Raw genomic sequence first — 17,806 nt, 5'->3', positions numbered from 1 at the left:
ATAGCTGCTTGCGCACGTCCTGAAAGGGCTGCAGCCCGATTTGATTCACAACCGAAGGAAAAACCGCCATGAACCACACCTACCGCGTCATCTGGAACGAAGCCGGTGCCTGCTTTGAAGCCGTGGCCGAAACAGCCAGCGGCAAGGGCAAACGCAGCCTGGGCAAGCGTGAACGCAAGCTCCGCGCGTTGGCCCTTGCCGCCGGCTTGGCAGCGGCGCAGGCGCTGGCCGCTCCCATGGGTGGCCAGGTCAGCGCGGGCCAGGGTGGCATCACGCAAAGCGGCACCACCACCACCATTACCCAGACCACACCCAAACTCGCCATCAACTGGCAGGGCTTCGGCATCGCCGGCAACGAAACCGTCAATTTCGTGCAGCCCGGATCGAATGCCGTTGCACTCAATCGCGTGCTGGGCACTGAGGCCAGCCAGATCCTGGGCCGGCTCAATGCCAACGGCCAGGTCTTCCTGCTCAACCCCAACGGCGTGTTGTTCGGCCAGAGCGCGCAGGTCAGCGTGGGCGGGCTGGTGGCCTCGACCCTGGGCATGAGCGATACCGACTTCATGGCCGGGCGTTATGTGTTGCGCGCCAGCGGCAGTGGTGGCGGCAGCGTGCGCAACGAGGGCTCGATACGCGCGGCCGACGGCGGCAGCATCGCGCTGATTGGCGCTCAGGTCAGCAACACCGGCACGCTGGTGGCCAACCTGGGCACGGTGGCGCTGGCCGCCGGCAAGCAGGTCACGCTCGACTTCGCAGGCGACGGGCTGCTCAAGCTTGCAGTGGACGAAGGCGCGGTCAACGCACTGGTGCACAACGGCGGGCTGATGCAGGCCGACGGCGGCACCGCCCTGCTCACCGCCAAAGCCGCCGACGCGCTGGCCGGCACCGTGGTCAACAACACCGGCGTCATCCAGGCGCGCACGCTGGAAAACCGCGGCGGTGTCATCAAGCTGCTGGGCGGCTTCAACGGCGGCACGGTGCAGGTGGGCGGCACGCTGGACGCTTCCGCGCCCACCGGCGGCGACGGAGGCTTTGTCGACACCTCGGGCGCGCATGTCAAAGTGGCTGAAGGCACACGCGTCAGCACGCGCGCCGCGCAGGGCAAAACCGGCACCTGGTTGATCGACCCGGCGGACTTCACCATCGCCGCCAGCGGCGGCGACATCAGCGGCGCCACGCTCTCCGCCAACCTGGCCAACAGCGACGTCACCATCCTGTCCAGCAGCGGCAGCAACGCGGCGGGCAACGGCGACATCCACGTCAACGACAACGTGAGCTGGGCCGCCAACACGCTGACGCTGACCGCTGCGCGCGACATCAACATCCGCGCCGTGATGGACGCCACCGGCACTTCGGCCCTGGTCATGAACACCGGCACCGCCAACGGCACCGATGCGGGCGTCGCGGGCGGCAAGGTGAAGGTGCCGGTGGACCCGGTGACAGGCTTCGCCGGCCGCGTGAATTTCGACCGGGCGGGCACGGGCTTCCTGACGATCAACGGCGAGGGCTACATCGTCATCAACACCCTCGGCACCGAAGGCTCCACCGACGGGCTGCAGTCCATCAACCTCGACGGCGGCCTGCGCTACGCGCTGGGCGCGGATATCGACGCCAGCGCGACCGCGGGCTGGAACGGCAACAAGGGTGCCTCGCCGCTGACGGGGCTGGGCGGCGTGATGGACGGCCTGGGCCACGCCATCAGCAACCTGAAGCTCTGGGTGCCGACGAGCATGACGGGCATGTTCTCGGTGATCGGCGGAACGGTCAGGAACCTGGACCTCGTCAACGTGACGGGCAATGCTTTTACGGGTGCAGGCGCACTGGCCAGCGACGCCAACAATGCCACGCTGCACAACCTGCGTGCCTCAGGCACGCTGGCAGGTCCCGGGTCGAGCGTCGGTGGACTGGTGGGCTTCATGAGTGGCGGAACCTTGCAGGATGCGCACGCCCAGGTGGCCATCAACATGACCAGCAGCGGTGACATGGTGATTGGCGGCCTGGTGGGCGAGGCCATCAACGGGGCCACGCTGCGTGACGTGTCGGCCTCCGGCGCGGTCAACGGGGGCAACAACTACGACTATGTGGGCGGGCTGGTGGGCCGCCTCAGCGGCGGCGCCACCGTGCAGAATGCGCGGGCTTCGGGCGCGGTCACGGGCCGCGCCCACGTGGGCGGGCTGCTGGGCGCGAACGGCAACGCCGACGCGCTCACCGCGGGCACCACCCTGACCAACGTCAGCGCCAGCGGCACCGTCAACGGCATCGGCAGGCTCGGCGGCCAGGGTGTGAACGGAGCGGCCCGCAACGTGGGTGGCCTCGTGGGCTGGAATTTCGGCAACATCTCCCAGGCGAGCGCGACCGGAGCGGTGGTGGCCGACGGCGGCGCGACCACCACCTATACCGGGGTTGGCGGCCTCGTCGGCCAGAACTACTCGGGGGACATCACCAATTCGTATGCCACCGGCTCCGTCACGGCCACGGGACTCACCGGCGTCACGCAGTACGTCGGCGGGCTGGTCGGGCACAGTACTGGCGCGCTGTCGAATGTCTATGCGACCGGCAACGTGAGCGCCACCGGGGACTACACGGGCGGCCTGGTGGGACGCAACACCGGTGCGGTGACGGACGCGCGCTCCGACGCCGTGACCGTGCAGGGACCCGGCAATTACACCGGCGGACTGATCGGCGACCACAGCGGCGGCGCCATCCAGAACGCCCGCGCCACCGCGAACGTCACCAGCCAGCGGCAGTACAGCGGCGGGCTGATCGGCAGATCGACGGGAGCCGACCTCAGCAACGTCACAGCCACCGGCTCCGTCACCAACACAGGCAACGCCGTGGGCAATGCCGGCGCGAACGTCGGCGGCCTGGTGGGGCGGGTCGCCGGCGGGACGATCGACCAGGGGGAAGCGACGGGTGACGTGAGCGGCTATTCATTTGTTGGCGGCCTGGTCGGCAACTTCGAAGGGACCTCGCTGACGCGGTCGAGTTCGACCGGCGCGGTCGCGGGCGACAGCCTCGTCTCCGGCGCGAACGTCGGCGGTCTGGCGGGGTACGCCGGCGGCACGATCTCCGACGTCCGGGCCACCGGCAACGTCACGGGCCGCAGGTCGGTCGGGGGCCTGATCGGCAACGCCGACGCACAGCTTTCCAACGCGGTGGCGACCGGCAACGTGCAAGGCCTCACGAACGTCGGCGGACTGCTCGGGCAAACCATGGGCGTCATCAGCAACGTGCACGCCGAAGGCACCGTGCGGGCGACCGACACGGGCAACAGCGATGCCGGCGGCCTGATCGGCTCGGCTGAGGCGGCGCTCAGCAATGCCTACGCCACCGGCCGGGTGGAGGGTGCCGGCAGCCGGGTGGGCGGCCTGATCGGGCATAGCGTCGGCACCGGGGGTGTTCCCACCTCGAACGTCTATGCCACGGGAGAGGTGGTCGGTGCCGGCGGCGTGGGCGGCCTGGTCGGGGTCACCGACGCTGCCAGCGTGATTCGCGGCGCCTACGCGTCGGGGGCCGTCACCGGCACCGGCACCGCGGTGGGCGGCCTGATCGGCAGCAACAGCGGCGCGCTCAGCGACGCCTATGCGAGCGGCAGCGTGAGCGGTGGCAGCCAGGTCGGCGGCTTGATCGGCGATGTGGTGGCCGGCACGGTGGACAAGACCTACGCCACCGGCGCCGTCAGCGGCACCAGCGCCCTGGGCGGGCTGGCCGGCTCGGCCTCCGGCACGGTCACCAACAGCTACTGGGACACCGTCACGAGCGGGCAGGCCGCCAGCGCTGCCGGCACCGGCCGCACGACCGCGCAGATGCGCCAGCAGGCCACCTTTGCCGGATGGGACGTGGGTGCCACAGGCGGCACGTCCACCGTTTGGCGCATCTACGAAGGCATGACCGGCCCGCTGCTGCGCAACTTTTTGGTGGCGCAAAACGTGGCCAATGTGAACACGGTTTACAACGCGGCGACGCAGGCCGGCAGCGTGGTGGCGCCCTCGGGCACGCGCACCGGCACTGCCGCCAGTGGCCGCAACGTCGGCACCTACACCGCGTTTTCCGATCAGCAGGGGCTGGATATTGTGGGCGGCCTGCTGACCATCACGCCGGCGGCACTCACCGTGAGCGGCGTGACGGCGAGCGACAAGGTCTACGACGGCAACACTATCGCCGCGTTGAATACCGGCGCGGCAACGTTGTCTGGCGTGCTGGGCAGCGATAACGTTGCCGTCAATTTGAGCAGCGCTACCGGCAACTTTGCCGATAAAAATGTAGGCAATGCCAAAGCAGTAACAGTAAGCGGGGTGGGCTTGTTATCGGGCACCGATGCGGGCAACTACAGCGTTAGCAGCCCGACTGCGGTGGTCGCCAGCATCACACCTAAAACCTTGGCGGTCAGCGGCCTTACTGCGGACAACAAGGTGTACGACGGCAATGCCACCGCTACGCTGAACACCGGTGTGGCGGCGCTGTCAGGCGTGATCGGCCTTGAGGACGTAACGCTGAACCTGAGTGGTGTCACCGGCAGTTTCGCCGATAAAAAGGTCGGCAATGCCAAAGGGGTGACCTTGAACGGTACCGGCCTGCTGGGGGGCGCCGATGCCGGCAACTACAGCGTCAGCAATCCGGCTGGGCTGGTGGCCGACATCACGCCCAAGGCGCTGACGGTCAGCGGTATCACGGCCAGCGACAAGATCTATGACGGCAACACGACCGCTGCCGTCAACATCAGCAGCGCAAGCTACGCGGGATTGGTGAGCGGCGATGTACTCGAAGTCAACGCCACCGGCACCTTCGGCAACAAAAACGTAGGCAACGGCAAAACGGTGACGCTGGCCAGCAGCTACACCGGTGCCGACGTGGGGAATTACACCATCACGGACCAGGCCACCACCACCGCCAACATCACACCCAAGGCCTTGACGGTCAGCGGCATCACGGCCAGCGACAAGGTCTACGACGGCAACAACGCCGCCACCGTCAATGTGGCTGGCGCAAGCTACGCTGGCCTGATCATCAATGACGATCTCGCGGTCACTGCCAATGGCGCCTTCGGCAACAAAAACGTGGCCAACGGCAAGACCATCACGCTCGCCAGCAGCTACACGGGCGCCGACGTCGGCAACTACACCATCACCGGCCAGGCTACGACGACGGCGAACATCACACCGAAAGCATTGACCGTCAGCGGCATTACGGCTGCCGACAAGGTCTACGACGGCAGCACGACCGCCACTGTCAACGTTGCTGGTGCAAGCTACGCTGGCCTGATCACCAACGACGATCTCGCGGTAACTGCCACAGGCGCTTTCGCAGACAAACATGTGGGCAGCGGGAAAGCCGTCGCCCTCAGCAGCAGCTACACAGGCGCCGACGTGGGTAACTACACCATCACCGGTCAGGCGGCGGCCACGGCCAGCATCACCCCGGCCGCGCTGACTGTGACCGCGCAGGCCGACAACCGTGTTTACGACGGCACCACCGCGTCGGCAGCAGCGCCCGTGGTCACCGGCGCGCTGTACGACACAGTTGCCAGCGCAGCCACGCAGACCTTCGACAACAAAAGTGCCGGCAGCGGCAAGACGCTGACTGCCGCCGGACTGGTCATGAACGACGGTAATGGCGGCAACAACTACAGCGTCAGCTATGCCGCGAACAACAGCGGTGTCATTACGCCAGCGTCACTTTCGGTGATCGCCGATAACCAGGCCAAACAGGTCTATACGCCCGACCCTTTGCTGACTTACCGCACCGGGCCGTTTGCGGCCGGCGACAGCGCGGCCTCTGTACTGAGCGGTGCGTTGCAGCGTGTGGCGGGCGAGCAGCCTGGCAATTACGCGATCAACCAGGGTTTGCTGGCAGCCAATGGCAACTACACGATCAACTACACGCCCGGCACCTTGTTGATCACGGCCGGACTGCTGCCTGGTCAGGCTGCAGGGTCGACCGGCGGCACACCCTACCAGCAGGCAAAAGCGCAAACGCCGCTGCCAGCGCCTGAGTTCAGGCCGCTTTCTGCGTGTATCCCGCTGGCGGGTCGTGGCAACTGTGCCGGTGAACTGCCGCTAACGATTGTGGATGAGGGCATGCGCATGCCGGCGCTCGCTCAAAGCACCAACTGAAGGACTTTATTCATGCAACCCAGCTGACGGATGATTGGCTCACGGGTTTTCCGGACTTGGTGTAGAGCTCGACCGCTCGAATCCTGTCTTGGCACGAATACGTGAACTACCTCCTGATAGTCCATTTGTCTGCATCCCTTCTTGGGCAGGTTATGGGGAATCAAAACAAACCTTAAGCGCAGCATTCCTGGTGCTGGAATTCAAGGCCGGCCCCCGCTAGGTGCAAGTCATGGTCCACTGCCTGCGGGCGGCCGCCTGAAGGAAGTCGATCACAGCCCGTACGCGCGCCGCGTTGCGCAGGTTGGGCAGGGACACTGCGAACATCGTGTGGGTAACACCGGAAGCGTAAGGCGACAAGACCTCCTTCAAAAGGCCCTTGGCCACGTCCCCCGCCGCCAATGGAACCGACAGCATGCCGATGCCCGCCCCGGCCACCAGGGCGTGATGCACCAGGGCCGTGGTATTCATGGCGAGCTGTGACCTGACAGTGGCTTCGACCTTCCGTCCGGCCTTGCGGAACGCCCATGTCACAACGGGCCCCTGCGCGGTATGGGTTACCGTCTGATGCCTGCCCAGCTCCTCCGGGCTGGCAGGTTCTCCATGTTGGCGCAAATATTCAGGCGAGGCGTACAGGCGGCGTTCAAAGGAGCCAAGGGCACGGGCGACCACAGCCTCGCTATTGCCTACTGTGGTGCGCAGGGCCACATCGATCCCGTCCGTCACGAGATCGGCAACCCGGTCATCGGCCACCACCTCGATGCGCAACTCCGGGTATCGCGCGCGCAGCGCGCCCAGCTGCGGCAGAACCAGTTCCTCGCAAATCTCCTGGCTTGAAGCCAGTCGCAGCGCGCCTGCCACGCGACTTCGCTGTTTCGACACTGCGGCAGAGATGTCCTCCATCCGCGCCAGCAGTTCACGCGCTTCCTGCGCCAACTCAAGGCCTTCGGCGGTTGCTGACAGCCCATGCGTGGACCGGCGCAACAAAGTGACCCCATACCCCGTTTCGAGCCGGTTGACTCCCCGGGTAACGACCGAGACTGCCACGTCCAGCTCCCGGGCGGCCGCAGAGAACGAATTGAGGTCGAGTGAGCGAACCAGCCACCGCAGGTCCGCAGGGTCTGGCAGAAAGTGTTTCATCGGGTTTGCCTTTGCGTTTGGAGCAAAACCGATTATGCGGGACGGTGGTTTCCGGCTGTAGGGGCTCGCCCTAAAGTGAACACACCAACCCCAACAAAGGAAACAACCATGCCTATCCTCAATGTCAAGATATCGGCGAACCGCACGCCGGAACTCTCGCAACTCGTCACCGACACGCTGCTGGACCTTTCCAGCCGCTTGCTCGGAAAGCGACGTGACCTCACCGCTGTGGTGATCGATTATGTTGACCCGCGCGACTGGTTTGTCGCCGGAAAATCGCTGGCCGACCTGAAGATGACCAGCTTCTACTTCGACATCAAGGTGGTGGACGAAACCAACACCAAGGCCGAAAAGGCCCGGTTTGTCGCCGAATCATTTGAAGCGTTCGGGCGCATCCTGGGAGACCTGCACCCAGAAAGCTACGTGTACGTGCAAGACGTGCGCGGCAGCGCGTACGGCTATGGCGGGCGCACCCAGGAATATCGCCATCAACATCCAGACCAGTAAGAGGCAGAGCCATGGAACTAGCAAACACTATCGTCGCCACGGCCATGCGCCGGGCCGGACTTGACTCCTGGATTCCGGAAGGGGAAGGGAAGTGGTCACTTCCGATCCAGTTCCTGCCAGACGGCTCGGGCTGGGTCGAGTTGATGCGGCTCAAGCCGGGCACGCGGCTGGGTTTACACCGGCACACTGGCGAGGTTCACGCCCTGACCCTGGTTGGCCAGCGTCGCCTGAACGACGGTCGCATGGTGGGCGTTGGGGACTACATTCACGAGCCTGCCGGCAATGTGGACTGGTGGGAAGCTGTAGGGGACGAGGATCTGCTGGTGCACGTCGTCGTCAAGGGCAGTGTCGAATACCTCGGAGCGCACCACAGCGTACTGCAGCGGATAACTGCCGCCGGCCGGATCTCGGACTACTACCGGCATTGCGCAGTAGTCGGCGTGCAGCCTCGCGTGCTGGACTAGCTGGGCGATTCACGAATTGCCGATAGCCATGTCCTGCTTCACCCAGGCCTTGCCGGCGCTCATTGCTCTGTGCGCCGGGCGTATTGCAAATGCGCACCAAAGCCCAACTGAGCAGTCCAGCGCCACAGCACCACAACACGCCCTGGTCACATGGAGCTGCGCGCCTTGCTCGGCGGATGTCCAATCACACGCTTGAACGCCCGGCTGAACGAGGCCTCGGAGTCGAAGCCCAGCCGGTCGGCGGCGGTGGTGACACGCATGCCGTCCTGCGCGATCCAGCTGCGGGCCTGGAACATGCGAATGCGGGCCACGTACCTGGCCGGGCTCTCGCCCACCGAATCCTTGAATGCCTGGGCAAAACGTGATCGCGATGCGCCCATGATGTTCGCCATCTCCGGCACACTCCAGTCTTGCTCCGGCGTCGCGTGAATGGCGGCAAGCACCTTGCCCACGCCGGGCGAGCGCAGCGCTGCGATCCAGCCTGTCGAGTTGCTGCAAGCGCATTCCACCCAGGCGCGGATGATGCTCGCGGCGAGCACGTCGGCCATGCGGGCCAGGATGCCGCAGGCGCCGATGCGGTTGAGCGATGCTTCACGTTCCATCGCGTCAAGCAGCATGGGCACGCCCGGGTCGCGTTGGGCCAGGTCGCCGGCGCGTATCACCTCCGGCATCATGGCCAGCAAGGGGTGCAGCGGGTCGAGGTTGAAGGTCATGCTGCCGCAGAACATGACGTGGGAGGGTGCTTGCGCCATAGAAGCTCCGTCCCGCAGCAGGTAGATGTCGTCCGCGACCCGCTCGCGATCAAAGGTCGCGAGGTCTACCTGCGGCACTTCGGGTGAACTGGCCAAGGTGTGGGTCGTGCCGCGCGGCAGCAGCACCGCGTCACCGGCCTTCAGTTCCATCCACCCGGACTGCTGCGTATGCATCCAGCAATCTCCGCTGGCGACGAAGTGAAAACGTGCGGCCGGTTGCGCGGCAAAGGAAATCGCCCACGGCGCATGCATGAGGCAGCGGCCGTACTCAACGCCTTCCAGGCGCAGGCCCAGCAGGACTTTGGTGAGGGGATCGGGCCCGGCGGCAGGCAGGCCCCCGTCTTCTTGAGGAGGCTGAACGACGGGCGTGAAAGTTCTGGAGGAATCGTCAAGCATTTCGGCTCTTTCGCCATGGAAAGGTGTCGATGCTAGGCCTAAGCTGGCAACCCTGTCCTCAACAAGGCTTCATATTTCATGTCATCAACTTCCTGTTCTGCCTGTCTCGATCCGCTGGCCGCTGGTGTAACTCCTGTCAATGATCCGCCCGGTGAGGCCGCCGCGCTCTGGGCGGCGGTCGCTTCACTGTCCCTGGGCGTGTTCGGCCTGGTCACGGCGGAATTCCTGCCGGCCAGCCTGCTGACCGCCATGGCGGCCGACCTGCACGTCACGGCAGGCGCTGCGGGTCAGGCCGTCACGGCCACCGCGCTTGTCGGCGCGGTGGCCGCGCCGACCATTCCCTTGCTGACGGCGCGCTTCGATCGCAAGCGGGTGTTGCTGACGCTCACAGCCCTTTTGTTCGTATCCAACCTGTTGGCGGCGACAGCCGCCTCGCTCGCGGTGCTGCTGGTCGCGCGCGTGGTGCTTGGCATCGCGCTCGGTGGCTTTTGGTCGATGGCGGCGGCGCTGGCCATGCGCCTGGTGCCGGAACGGCTTTTTCCGCGCGCAATGTCGCTCGTGTTGACGGGCGTGTCCATTGCCACCGTCTGCGCGGCGCCCGTCGGCGCTTGGATGGGCAATCTTTGGGGATGGCGTAGTGCTTTTGTCGCGGCAGGTGCCGTCGGCCTGCTGGCTTTCGTTGTGCAGCTGGTCGCGTTGCCGCCCCTGCCGCCACGCGATCAGGCCAGTCTGAAGGGCCTGCGCGATCTGCTCACGCGGGGGCCGGTACGCATTGCGCTGCTGGCCGTGTTGCTCGTGATATCCGGCCATTTTGCGGGCTTCACTTACATCCGGCCCGTGCTTGAAGACGTGACGAAGCTGCCAGTGGCGGCGATTTCCGCTGTGCTGCTGGGCTACGGCATCGGCGGCTTCTTCGGGAACTTTGCCGGGGGCTGGCTGGCGGGGCGCAGTGAGCGATACGCGATCGTCGCAGGCAGCGCAATGATCGCCGTGCTTGCGGCTGCGCTGCTCGTTGGCGGCAGCTCCACCGTGGTCACCGCTGTCGCGGTGACGCTGTGGGGGTTCGCATTCGGCGCGTTTCCGGTCGGCTTTCAGACCTGGATCGTGCGCGCCGCACCAGACCAGGCAGAGGCCGCGGGCGGCTTGCTGGTGGCAGCGTTCCAGATCGCCATTGCCACGGGGGCCATCGCGGGAGGCCTCATCGTTGACTGGACTGGAGCGCTCGGGGCTCCTGCGTTCGCCATGGTGGCCGTGGCCCTGGGTGGCCTGCTGGCTTGGCAGCGCGGTCCCGGATCCCGCCGCGACTGAAGCACAGAGGCCATCATGACAAATCCCAAACCGGACCTGAACACCAATCGGCGCCTCATACTGGCGGCGCACCCGCGCGGCCTGCCCGTTGCCTCTGACTTCGATCTCGTGGCCGACTCCGTGCCGCGCCCGGGTGAAGGCCAGGTGCTGTTACGGACGCAGTTCCTTTCGCTGGACCCATACATGCGCAACCTGATGGACAAAATCGGGCCTGGATACGCACCACCCGTTCCATTGGGCGGCACCATGCCGGGCGGCACAGTCAGCAGCATCGTCGACTCCAGGCATCCCAAATATCGCGTTGGTGATCTCGTGCTAGCCAACGCTGGCTGGCAGGACTACGCTCTGAGCGATGGGAGCGACCTGCTGTTGATTGGTGATATGGCCCGACCATCCCTTGCGCTTGGCGCGCTCGGAATGCCGGGCTTTACAGCGCATGTCGGTCTGTTGGACATCGGCCAGCCAAAAGTTGGTGAAACTGTTGTGGTTGCAGCGGCGACCGGTGCGGTGGGCGCCATGGTCGGCCAGATCGCGAAACTCAAGGGCGCCCGCGTGGTAGGCATCGCCGGCGGTGCTGAAAAGTGCCGCCAGGCCGTCGACGATCTGGGCTTTGATGCCTGCGTCGACAGGCACGGGCCATTGTTGGGGGAACAGCTTGCTGCCGCATGCCCGGCGGGCATCGACGTGTACTTTGAAAACGTCGGAGGCGACGTATTGGCGGCAGTCCTTCCGCTCCTCAATCTTGGCGCCCGTATGCCTGTGTGCGGCTTTGTCGCACATTACAACGACTCGGCAGGTTTGCCCGGCATCAGTCAGCTGCCGCAGTTCCTGGCCGCCATCTTGCAGAAACGGTTACGGGTGCAGGGCTTCATTATTCTTGACCACTACGGTGCGCGCTTTGACGTGTTCCGCAGTGACATGGAAGAATGGATCAACGGTGGACAGGTCAAGGCGTTGGAGCACGTTGTGGATGGTCTTCTGCAAGCACCCGCCGCCCTGTCAGACCTGCTGCAGGGCCGGCACTCCGGCAAAGTCGTCGTACGCCTGGAGGCATAGTTGCAGAGGGGCAGATTTACGCTGCCTCGCGTGGCGCGGCCCTGTCCAGGGTTACAACACACCGGCCTTGTAGACGCCGGGTACCGGTTCGCCGGTGACTTCGAGCACGCCGACCGCGCCCTTGCCTGCGCGTGACAAGGCGTGGTCCACCAGTAAATACCTTCCGGGGTGTTGGACCTTGATTTCGACGATGGTCGCGCCGCCGGGTGCCACCAGCGTTGTCTGTACGTCGTGCTTGAGACCCGTGAAGGAGCCTTCGCTGTACACGGTATCGAAGATCTCACCGATAACGTGGAAAGACGAGATTTTGTTGGGGCCACCGACGCCGAAGTAGATGCGCACGGTTTCGCCTACCTTGGCCTGAAGTTTATGGGTCTTGCTCAGTGCACCGACTTCGCCGTTGAAGACGTAGTAGTCGGGCAGTTCATTGGCCATCTTCTCGAGGTCGGCCTCCTGGTGTCCCTTGGCGCCGTGTGGACGGCCGGTGTACATCTCTCCCTGCATCACGTAGTACTCGCGGTCCACCTTAGGCAAACCGCCTGCGGACTCGACCAGGATCATTCCGTACATACCGGCCGCGATGTGCTGCGGCACCAAGGGCGTGGCACAGTGGTACACATACAGGCCCGGGTTGAGCGTCTTGAAGGTGATGGTCTTTTCCTGGCCCGGAGCAACCTGCGTGTGTTCGCCGCCGCCATGGCCGCCTGTCACCGCATGCAGGTCGATCGAATGGATCATCTTGCTGTCACGGGCATTGGCCAGCGTCAGCTCAATGGTGTCGCCTACGCGGGCGCGAAGCATCGGACCGGGCACCTGGCGGTTGAAAGTCCAGTAGGTAAAGCTCGTGCCGTCGTCGAGCTTTCCGGGCAACTCGACCGTCTCCATGCGGTACTTCAGGGTCTTGGGAGCCCGGCCCCCTACGGCAGCCGGCACCGTGGCCGGGTTGGCAGCCACGCTGACTGCGGACGGGTCGGCCGCGCGCTGTGGCACGGGAGCTGGGGTGTAGAGTGCAAGTGCGGCCTGGCTGGAGTCGCTGCCAGCGGGCGCAGTCGCTTGGGCCGCGGCGGGGCCGGTGACTTGCAGCCGGCCTTCCATGCCGATCTGCCGGTGGCCGGGGATTGAGCAGTAGTAGGTAAACGTACCAGAGCGCGGAACCTTGAACCGCAGAGTGGTCTTGCCGGTGCCGGGGCTGAACTTGGACGATGCGACGTTGAGTTCGGGAATCACCAGGTCGTGCTCCGCGCCTTCGCCGCTCTCCAGCACGATCTCGATTGTGTCGTCCACGTTGGCAGCAAGGGTCGGATTCACCTGTCCTTTGTCGTCGACGAATACCATTTTCCCGTCGACGATGTTGGTGTGGAGTTCGTAGCGCTTGATCCGGGCGGGTGCCGCTGCGATTGAAGTGCTGCCGGACGCGGCAGTGGTATGCGCCGGGTGCGCGGCGGGCTGCGCCTGCACGGACAAAGCCGTGGCGAGGATACCGATGGCGGCGGCGATGGCGCCGAGGGAGAGAGTCCGTTTCATGTGGCGTTTCCTTGGTCTTTGTGCCGATTCGGCAGTTCTGACTATGCGAGTGGTGTGCCACGAGAAGCTTGTTTTAGATCAATGCCTTGCCAGATAGACGGCTTGTTCGACCTGAATAAAAATGGTTCAGAACGTTCGGATTGCAGTGTCGGGTAACACCTGCCTTCATCCCGCTTCTTTTCATTCCTGGTACGAGCCCAGTTGTCAGCGTCCGTTCATGTGTCGAGTTGCGCCAGCACGCGCCGTGTGGCGGCAAGGGTTCGGCGTGCGCGCTCGGTGGCGCCGACAGTGAGTGCCAGCGTGTGCGTTGGCACTTCGAGGCTGAGCGGGATGTTGCGCGGCGCAGCACGCAGAAGACCGAGCAGGTCCACTTCGCCATCGCCAGGAAACAGGCGCTCGGAGCGGGCCTCGGCGAGGATCGCGTCCGTCGTCGGCGGAATGGCTGCGGGCACGTCACAAAACTGCATGAAGCGCATGCGCGACGGCGGGATTTCGGCAATGTCCTTGATGCGGCTACGCGAGCGGCTCAAATGGAAGGGGTCGATCAGGACACCGGCGTTGCTGCGGCCGGTGCGCTCAACGATACGCGCAGCCTGGGTCAAATCCTTCGCGTCGGTCCAGGGCATGAATTCCAGGGCGGCTGCCAGCCCGTAGCTGTTGGCGAGATCGCAGAATGCGGCGAAGGTATCGGTGAGCCGGGCCTCGTCGGGATCGTTTCCGGCCACAAGCAACTCGCTCGCACCGAGCCGGGCGGCGGTGGCAATTGCGGCCTCGTAGCCGCCGACCAGGGTATCAGGCCTGATGCGAAAGATTTCGACATCAAGCACCTTGATGCCGGTGTCCGCCAGGCGATGTTCGACTTCGCGCAGCATCTGCGTGTCTCCCACGATGTCGTACTGCGGCTCGGTCGGCGTTGCCGGCAGCAAGCGGATGCCGACATGGCTGAAACCGGCATCAAAGGCGCAGGTCACCATTTCAGGCGGCGTCAATTCCAGCACGGTCAGGGCGGCGAGTGAAATGGGTCGGGTCATATTCCTGGCTCCGGGCTCACGTCGATGAGGGCAACTGAGACTCCTTCTTCATCATCCAGAGTTCCTGTGTGTCCAGCGCGACACGTTCTACCACTCCGTCGCTCTCGAGTCTTTCCAGCGCCTCCAGTGTTGTAGCTTCCGGAGGGACGGGCTCTTCCCAATCGATCCAGAACGAGTGGATTCCTATGGCCGTATCGACTGAGTGCGGGGCACTCTCGAGCTTTCTGCGGATACAGAGGACGGCGAAATCGACCAGTTGTTTGTTCATCAAGCAAGCTTGTTTTTTGGGGATGCCGCTGCGTGTCATTAAGCGTGTGCATGCCAGGCACTACTGCATGCCGCAATGTGTTCGAAGCGCTTGTTCTGCAGTTTCTTCGCAATAGATAACTTCATTATTGTCCCGGTCAGCTCAAAACCAATCATTTTCTTTGGAAACTAACTATTCGCAATAGTGGCATTCCATTCTTTGGAAAATTTCCGCGAGTTTCAAAGTGACGGGACATATCTGCACCAAGGCATGGATATTTTTGTCCTGCTGGTTGCACAAGCACGGACAGATGTCGAGGGCCTTCGACCGGCACGCTTTTTCGGTATGCGATGCCTTCGCTCAACTGAAAAAAGAGCAGTGCAAATTAGTCCCCCTCACCTTCAGAGGTGAAAAAAATACTCATACGAATCAATGCGTTAAGAGATTTTTAAGGTTGGCATGCCGCTTGCGAAAACAGTGCGGGAGAAATTCCGCCCGCGGCCCTCGTGGCTTGGCGAGCGTTTCTGCAAGTGCGTGCGGTATTGACTATGAGAGGCTAAAAATGGCTGAAAGTGTTCAAAAATGGCTGGAGCGTAATCGTCCGCCCCGGGTGAAGATCACCTACGAGGTGGAGACTGGCGGCGCCATCGAAAAGCAGGAGCTCCCCTTCATCGTTGGAGTGTTCGCCGACCTGGCCGGCGATCGCGATCCCGACGTGGAATTTCCGCCGTACAAGCAGCGGCAGATGGTGCCTATTGACCGGGACCTCTTCAACGACGTCATGAAGACGCAGTTGCCGCGTGTGGCTCTGGGCCGCGTTCCGCGTATCCCGTCACCACCTGGTGCAATGCAGATCGGAGCCGTCGAATCGGCCAATCTGTCCGGCGACATTACTTTCAGTTCGCTGGATGCGTTCGACCCGATCGCCATCGTGCGCGCCATTCCTGACCTCAACAAGCTCTATCGGGTACGCAGCAACATCCGCATGCTGCAGTCGCGGGCGGAGTCGAGCGACCGGCTCAACGACCAGCTGAATCTGTTGATTGCCAAAACGCCGGACGGCCAGGCCGGGCGAGCACAACTTCAGGTGCTGGCCGGGCCGGACTACCGCAACAGCGTCGTCAAAGCAGATATGGACAAGGCGCCTGGCGAACTCAAAAAGGCCACATCTTCTTTGTACGACCTGGCCATGGTGATGGGCAAGGCCGATCAGGCGGCCAAGCTCAAGGCTGCCACCGACTGGGGATACGACACAGTCAGCAACGTGGGTACGGACGGCAAGTCGGTGGTTGACCCCGATGCAACCCTGGCGCCGCTGCGCAGGCTGCTGGGGGTGTTTGCGACCCCCGACACGCCGGAGAACCTGCAGACAGTGTCAGCCCAGCTGCAGCAACTTACGCAGTGGGATGCCGGCCTGTCTTCCAAAATCCAGCTGGAACGCAATGCGATTGCCAGCAATCTCGGCGCCGACCCCACTGTGACCGCGACGCAGACCAAGCTCGCTGCAGACGCCACAGCGCTATTGGCAGCGCTCGCACCCAAAGACGGCCAGATCGATGCCGACGCGAAAAGGGCTGCTCTGTCTGTGCTCGGTATGCAGCAGACCGATGACAGCGATTCGATTGCGATGCCGGCCGACGCCGCACAAGTGCGCACAGTGGCCGAGCAGAAGCATGACGCGGTCAATCGCAGGGTGGCCAACAATATGCTGCTGGTTCTCAGCGGCGCTACCGACACGCCTGACCCGAAAGCAAAGCCGGTGCCTCCGACAAAAAAACAAGCCAGGCAGAACATTGATGCGGTCTTCGCTCTCACGGATGCGGCTGGCCTGAAAACCGACGAGGACAGGCAGAAATTCCTCGGCCCGATCGGTTTCTTTGCGACGGATGTGCTGGCGCGGCTAGATGCTCCAGGTTCCACCTATGCGCCGGTGGCCGCGATAACTGCGATTGACTCGCACATTTCCGACATCGACGGCTGGTTGAGCAGGCAATTGAGCGTGATCATGCATGCGCCGAAGTTCCAGGAGGTCGAAGCGACCTGGCGCGGCTTGCACTATTTCGTGTCAAACACCGAAACCGGCAAGATGCTCAAGCTCAGTGTCTTCAACGCCACCAGGGACGAGCTGCTGGACGACATGGAGAAGGCGGTCGACAAGGACCAAAGCAAACTCTTCAAAATGATCTACGAAGACCAGTACGGCACCTTCGGTGGCTTGCCCTACAGTCTTCTGATTGGCGGCTACGAGGTGGGGCGCGGCGCCAAGGATATCGAATTCCTGCGCAAGATCGCGGAAGTTGCGGCCTCCGCCCATGCGCCATACATCACCGCGGCCTCGGCGTCGCTGTTCGGACTCGACAGCTTTCGCGACCTCGCCAAGCCCCGTGACCTGGAAAAAATCTTTGAAAGCATTGAGCTGGCCGGCTGGCAGGAATTCCGCGAAAGCGAGGACTCCCGCTATGTGACGCTGGTGATGCCGCATGTGCTGCTGCGCCTGCCTTACGGCAAGAACAGCTGGCCGGTTGACGGCATGGATTTCGAGGAAACTGTCGGGCCTTCCAGCAGTTCACCCGATAGCGGCAGCTTCCTGTGGGGCAATGCGGCCTACATGCTGGCGCAGCGCGTGACCAACGCTTTCTCCAAGTACAACTGGACGGCAGCGATACGCGGGGTTGAAGGTGGTGGACTGGTTGAGGACCTGCCGACCTACAGCTACCGCACCGATTCCGGGGCCGAGGAGTTGTTTTGTCCAACTGAAGTGTCCATCACCGACCGGCGAGAAAAGGAGCTTAACGATCTGGGCTTCATCTCGCTGTGCCATTGCAAGGGCAAGGGGCAAGCTGCATTCTTTGGCGGGCAGACCAGCAACCAGCCGAAGAAGTATTTTTCCGACAGTGCCAATGCCAACGCACAGATTTCCGCGCTGCTGCCTTACATGCTCGCGGCCTCGCGCTTCGCGCATTACATCAAGGTCATCATGCGCGCCAAGATAGGCAGCTTCCTGACGCGGGGCAACGTGGAGGCCTACCTGAACACCTGGATATCGAACTATGTGCTGCTCGATGAGAACGCCTCCCAAGACGCAAAAGCGAGCTTTCCCTTGAGCCAGGCGAACGTGATCGTGAAGGATGTTCCGGGCGCCGTGGGTTCCTACAACGCGGTCGTCTTCCTCAGGCCGCACTTCCAGCTTGAGGAATTGACAACCTCGATCCGCCTTGTGGCGAATCTGCCGAAGTGACACATTCACTTCCCACCCAACATAGACCAACGA

The 17,806-nt window shown here is 63.6% G+C and carries 11 protein-coding genes; 6 read left to right on the top strand and 5 right to left on the bottom strand.

Going from position 1 to position 17,806, the window contains the following annotated elements; all coding sequences use genetic code 11:
• Window positions 1-68 precede the first annotated feature (68 nt).
• Entirely contained in the window at window positions 69-6,113 is a 6,045-nt protein-coding gene (locus AC1D1J_RS10450; RefSeq protein ID WP_477694636.1) for a YDG domain-containing protein, read from the top strand.
• A 216-nt stretch (window positions 6,114-6,329) separates the two neighbouring features.
• Here AC1D1J_RS10450 and AC1D1J_RS10445 read toward each other — a convergent pair whose 3' ends face one another.
• A complete protein-coding gene (locus AC1D1J_RS10445) occupies window positions 6,330-7,250 on the bottom strand; it encodes a LysR family transcriptional regulator (RefSeq protein ID WP_477694635.1) in 921 nt (306 codons plus the stop codon).
• A 108-nt stretch (window positions 7,251-7,358) separates the two neighbouring features.
• Between AC1D1J_RS10445 and AC1D1J_RS10440 the strand changes: the two genes are divergently transcribed.
• Window positions 7,359-7,757, top strand: coding sequence for a tautomerase family protein (locus tag AC1D1J_RS10440; protein ID WP_477686187.1), 399 nt, complete (start codon window positions 7,359-7,361; stop codon window positions 7,755-7,757).
• Window positions 7,758-7,768: 11 nt separating this feature from the next.
• The gene (locus AC1D1J_RS10435; RefSeq protein ID WP_477694634.1) at window positions 7,769-8,221 is read left to right on the top strand and encodes a cupin domain-containing protein; all 453 of its coding nucleotides are present in this window, start codon (window positions 7,769-7,771) and stop codon (window positions 8,219-8,221) included.
• A gap of 146 nt (window positions 8,222-8,367) precedes the next feature.
• Here the strand turns inward: AC1D1J_RS10435 and AC1D1J_RS10430 are convergent, their stop codons facing one another.
• The gene (locus AC1D1J_RS10430) at window positions 8,368-9,369 is read right to left on the bottom strand and encodes an AraC family transcriptional regulator (RefSeq protein ID WP_477694633.1); all 1,002 of its coding nucleotides are present in this window, start codon (window positions 9,367-9,369) and stop codon (window positions 8,368-8,370) included.
• Between the two features lie 78 nt (window positions 9,370-9,447).
• Here AC1D1J_RS10430 and AC1D1J_RS10425 point away from each other — a divergent pair, with 78 nt between their 5' ends.
• Together AC1D1J_RS10425 and AC1D1J_RS10420 are read left to right on the top strand one after the other, a co-directional pair.
• Window positions 9,448-10,677: an MFS transporter gene (locus AC1D1J_RS10425; protein ID WP_477694632.1), complete on the top strand. Its 1,230-nt coding sequence runs from the start codon at window positions 9,448-9,450 to the stop codon at window positions 10,675-10,677.
• A 15-nt stretch (window positions 10,678-10,692) separates the two neighbouring features.
• Window positions 10,693-11,733, top strand: a complete 1,041-nt coding sequence (locus AC1D1J_RS10420; RefSeq protein ID WP_477694631.1) for an NADP-dependent oxidoreductase — start codon at window positions 10,693-10,695, stop codon at window positions 11,731-11,733.
• Window positions 11,734-11,784: 51 nt separating this feature from the next.
• Here the strand turns inward: AC1D1J_RS10420 and nirK are convergent, their stop codons facing one another.
• The 3 genes from nirK to AC1D1J_RS10405 form a co-directional block, all read right to left on the bottom strand.
• Complete coding sequence (gene nirK, locus AC1D1J_RS10415; RefSeq protein ID WP_477686182.1) at window positions 11,785-13,257, bottom strand: copper-containing nitrite reductase; 1,473 nt, start codon at window positions 13,255-13,257, stop codon at window positions 11,785-11,787.
• A 215-nt stretch (window positions 13,258-13,472) separates the two neighbouring features.
• Window positions 13,473-14,288 (bottom strand): sugar phosphate isomerase/epimerase family protein, encoded by an 816-nt coding sequence (locus AC1D1J_RS10410; protein ID WP_477694630.1) that lies wholly within the window; start codon window positions 14,286-14,288, stop codon window positions 13,473-13,475.
• A 16-nt stretch (window positions 14,289-14,304) separates the two neighbouring features.
• Entirely contained in the window at window positions 14,305-14,556 is a 252-nt protein-coding gene (locus tag AC1D1J_RS10405) for a hypothetical protein (RefSeq protein WP_477686180.1), read from the bottom strand.
• Between the two features lie 223 nt (window positions 14,557-14,779).
• Here AC1D1J_RS10405 and tssC point away from each other — a divergent pair, with 223 nt between their 5' ends.
• On the top strand, window positions 14,780-17,773 hold the full coding sequence (tssC, locus tag AC1D1J_RS10400; protein WP_477686179.1) for a type VI secretion system contractile sheath large subunit: 2,994 nt from the start codon (window positions 14,780-14,782) through the stop codon (window positions 17,771-17,773).
• The last annotated feature ends 33 nt before the right edge of the window (window positions 17,774-17,806 follow it).

The sequence above is a fragment of the Polaromonas sp. P1_F8 genome (assembly GCF_056405635.1).
The sequence above is the reverse complement of the archived record's forward strand: the minus strand, read 5'-3'. Positions and strand labels throughout refer to the sequence as shown.

Bases quoted from the DNA above. Each gene is read 5' to 3' on its own strand.
- AC1D1J_RS10450 (WP_477694636.1), top strand. From the start codon at position 69: ATGAACCACACCTACCGCGTCATCTGGAACGAAGCCGGTGCCTGCTTT.
- AC1D1J_RS10445 (WP_477694635.1), bottom strand. From the start codon at position 7,250: ATGAAACACTTTCTGCCAGACCCTGCGGACCTGCGGTGGCTGGTTCGC.
- AC1D1J_RS10440 (WP_477686187.1), top strand. From the start codon at position 7,359: ATGCCTATCCTCAATGTCAAGATATCGGCGAACCGCACGCCGGAACTC.
- AC1D1J_RS10435 (WP_477694634.1), top strand. From the start codon at position 7,769: ATGGAACTAGCAAACACTATCGTCGCCACGGCCATGCGCCGGGCCGGA.
- AC1D1J_RS10430 (WP_477694633.1), bottom strand. From the start codon at position 9,369: ATGCTTGACGATTCCTCCAGAACTTTCACGCCCGTCGTTCAGCCTCCT.
- AC1D1J_RS10425 (WP_477694632.1), top strand. From the start codon at position 9,448: ATGTCATCAACTTCCTGTTCTGCCTGTCTCGATCCGCTGGCCGCTGGT.
- AC1D1J_RS10420 (WP_477694631.1), top strand. From the start codon at position 10,693: ATGACAAATCCCAAACCGGACCTGAACACCAATCGGCGCCTCATACTG.
- nirK (WP_477686182.1), bottom strand. From the start codon at position 13,257: ATGAAACGGACTCTCTCCCTCGGCGCCATCGCCGCCGCCATCGGTATC.
- AC1D1J_RS10410 (WP_477694630.1), bottom strand. From the start codon at position 14,288: ATGACCCGACCCATTTCACTCGCCGCCCTGACCGTGCTGGAATTGACG.
- AC1D1J_RS10405 (WP_477686180.1), bottom strand. From the start codon at position 14,556: ATGAACAAACAACTGGTCGATTTCGCCGTCCTCTGTATCCGCAGAAAG.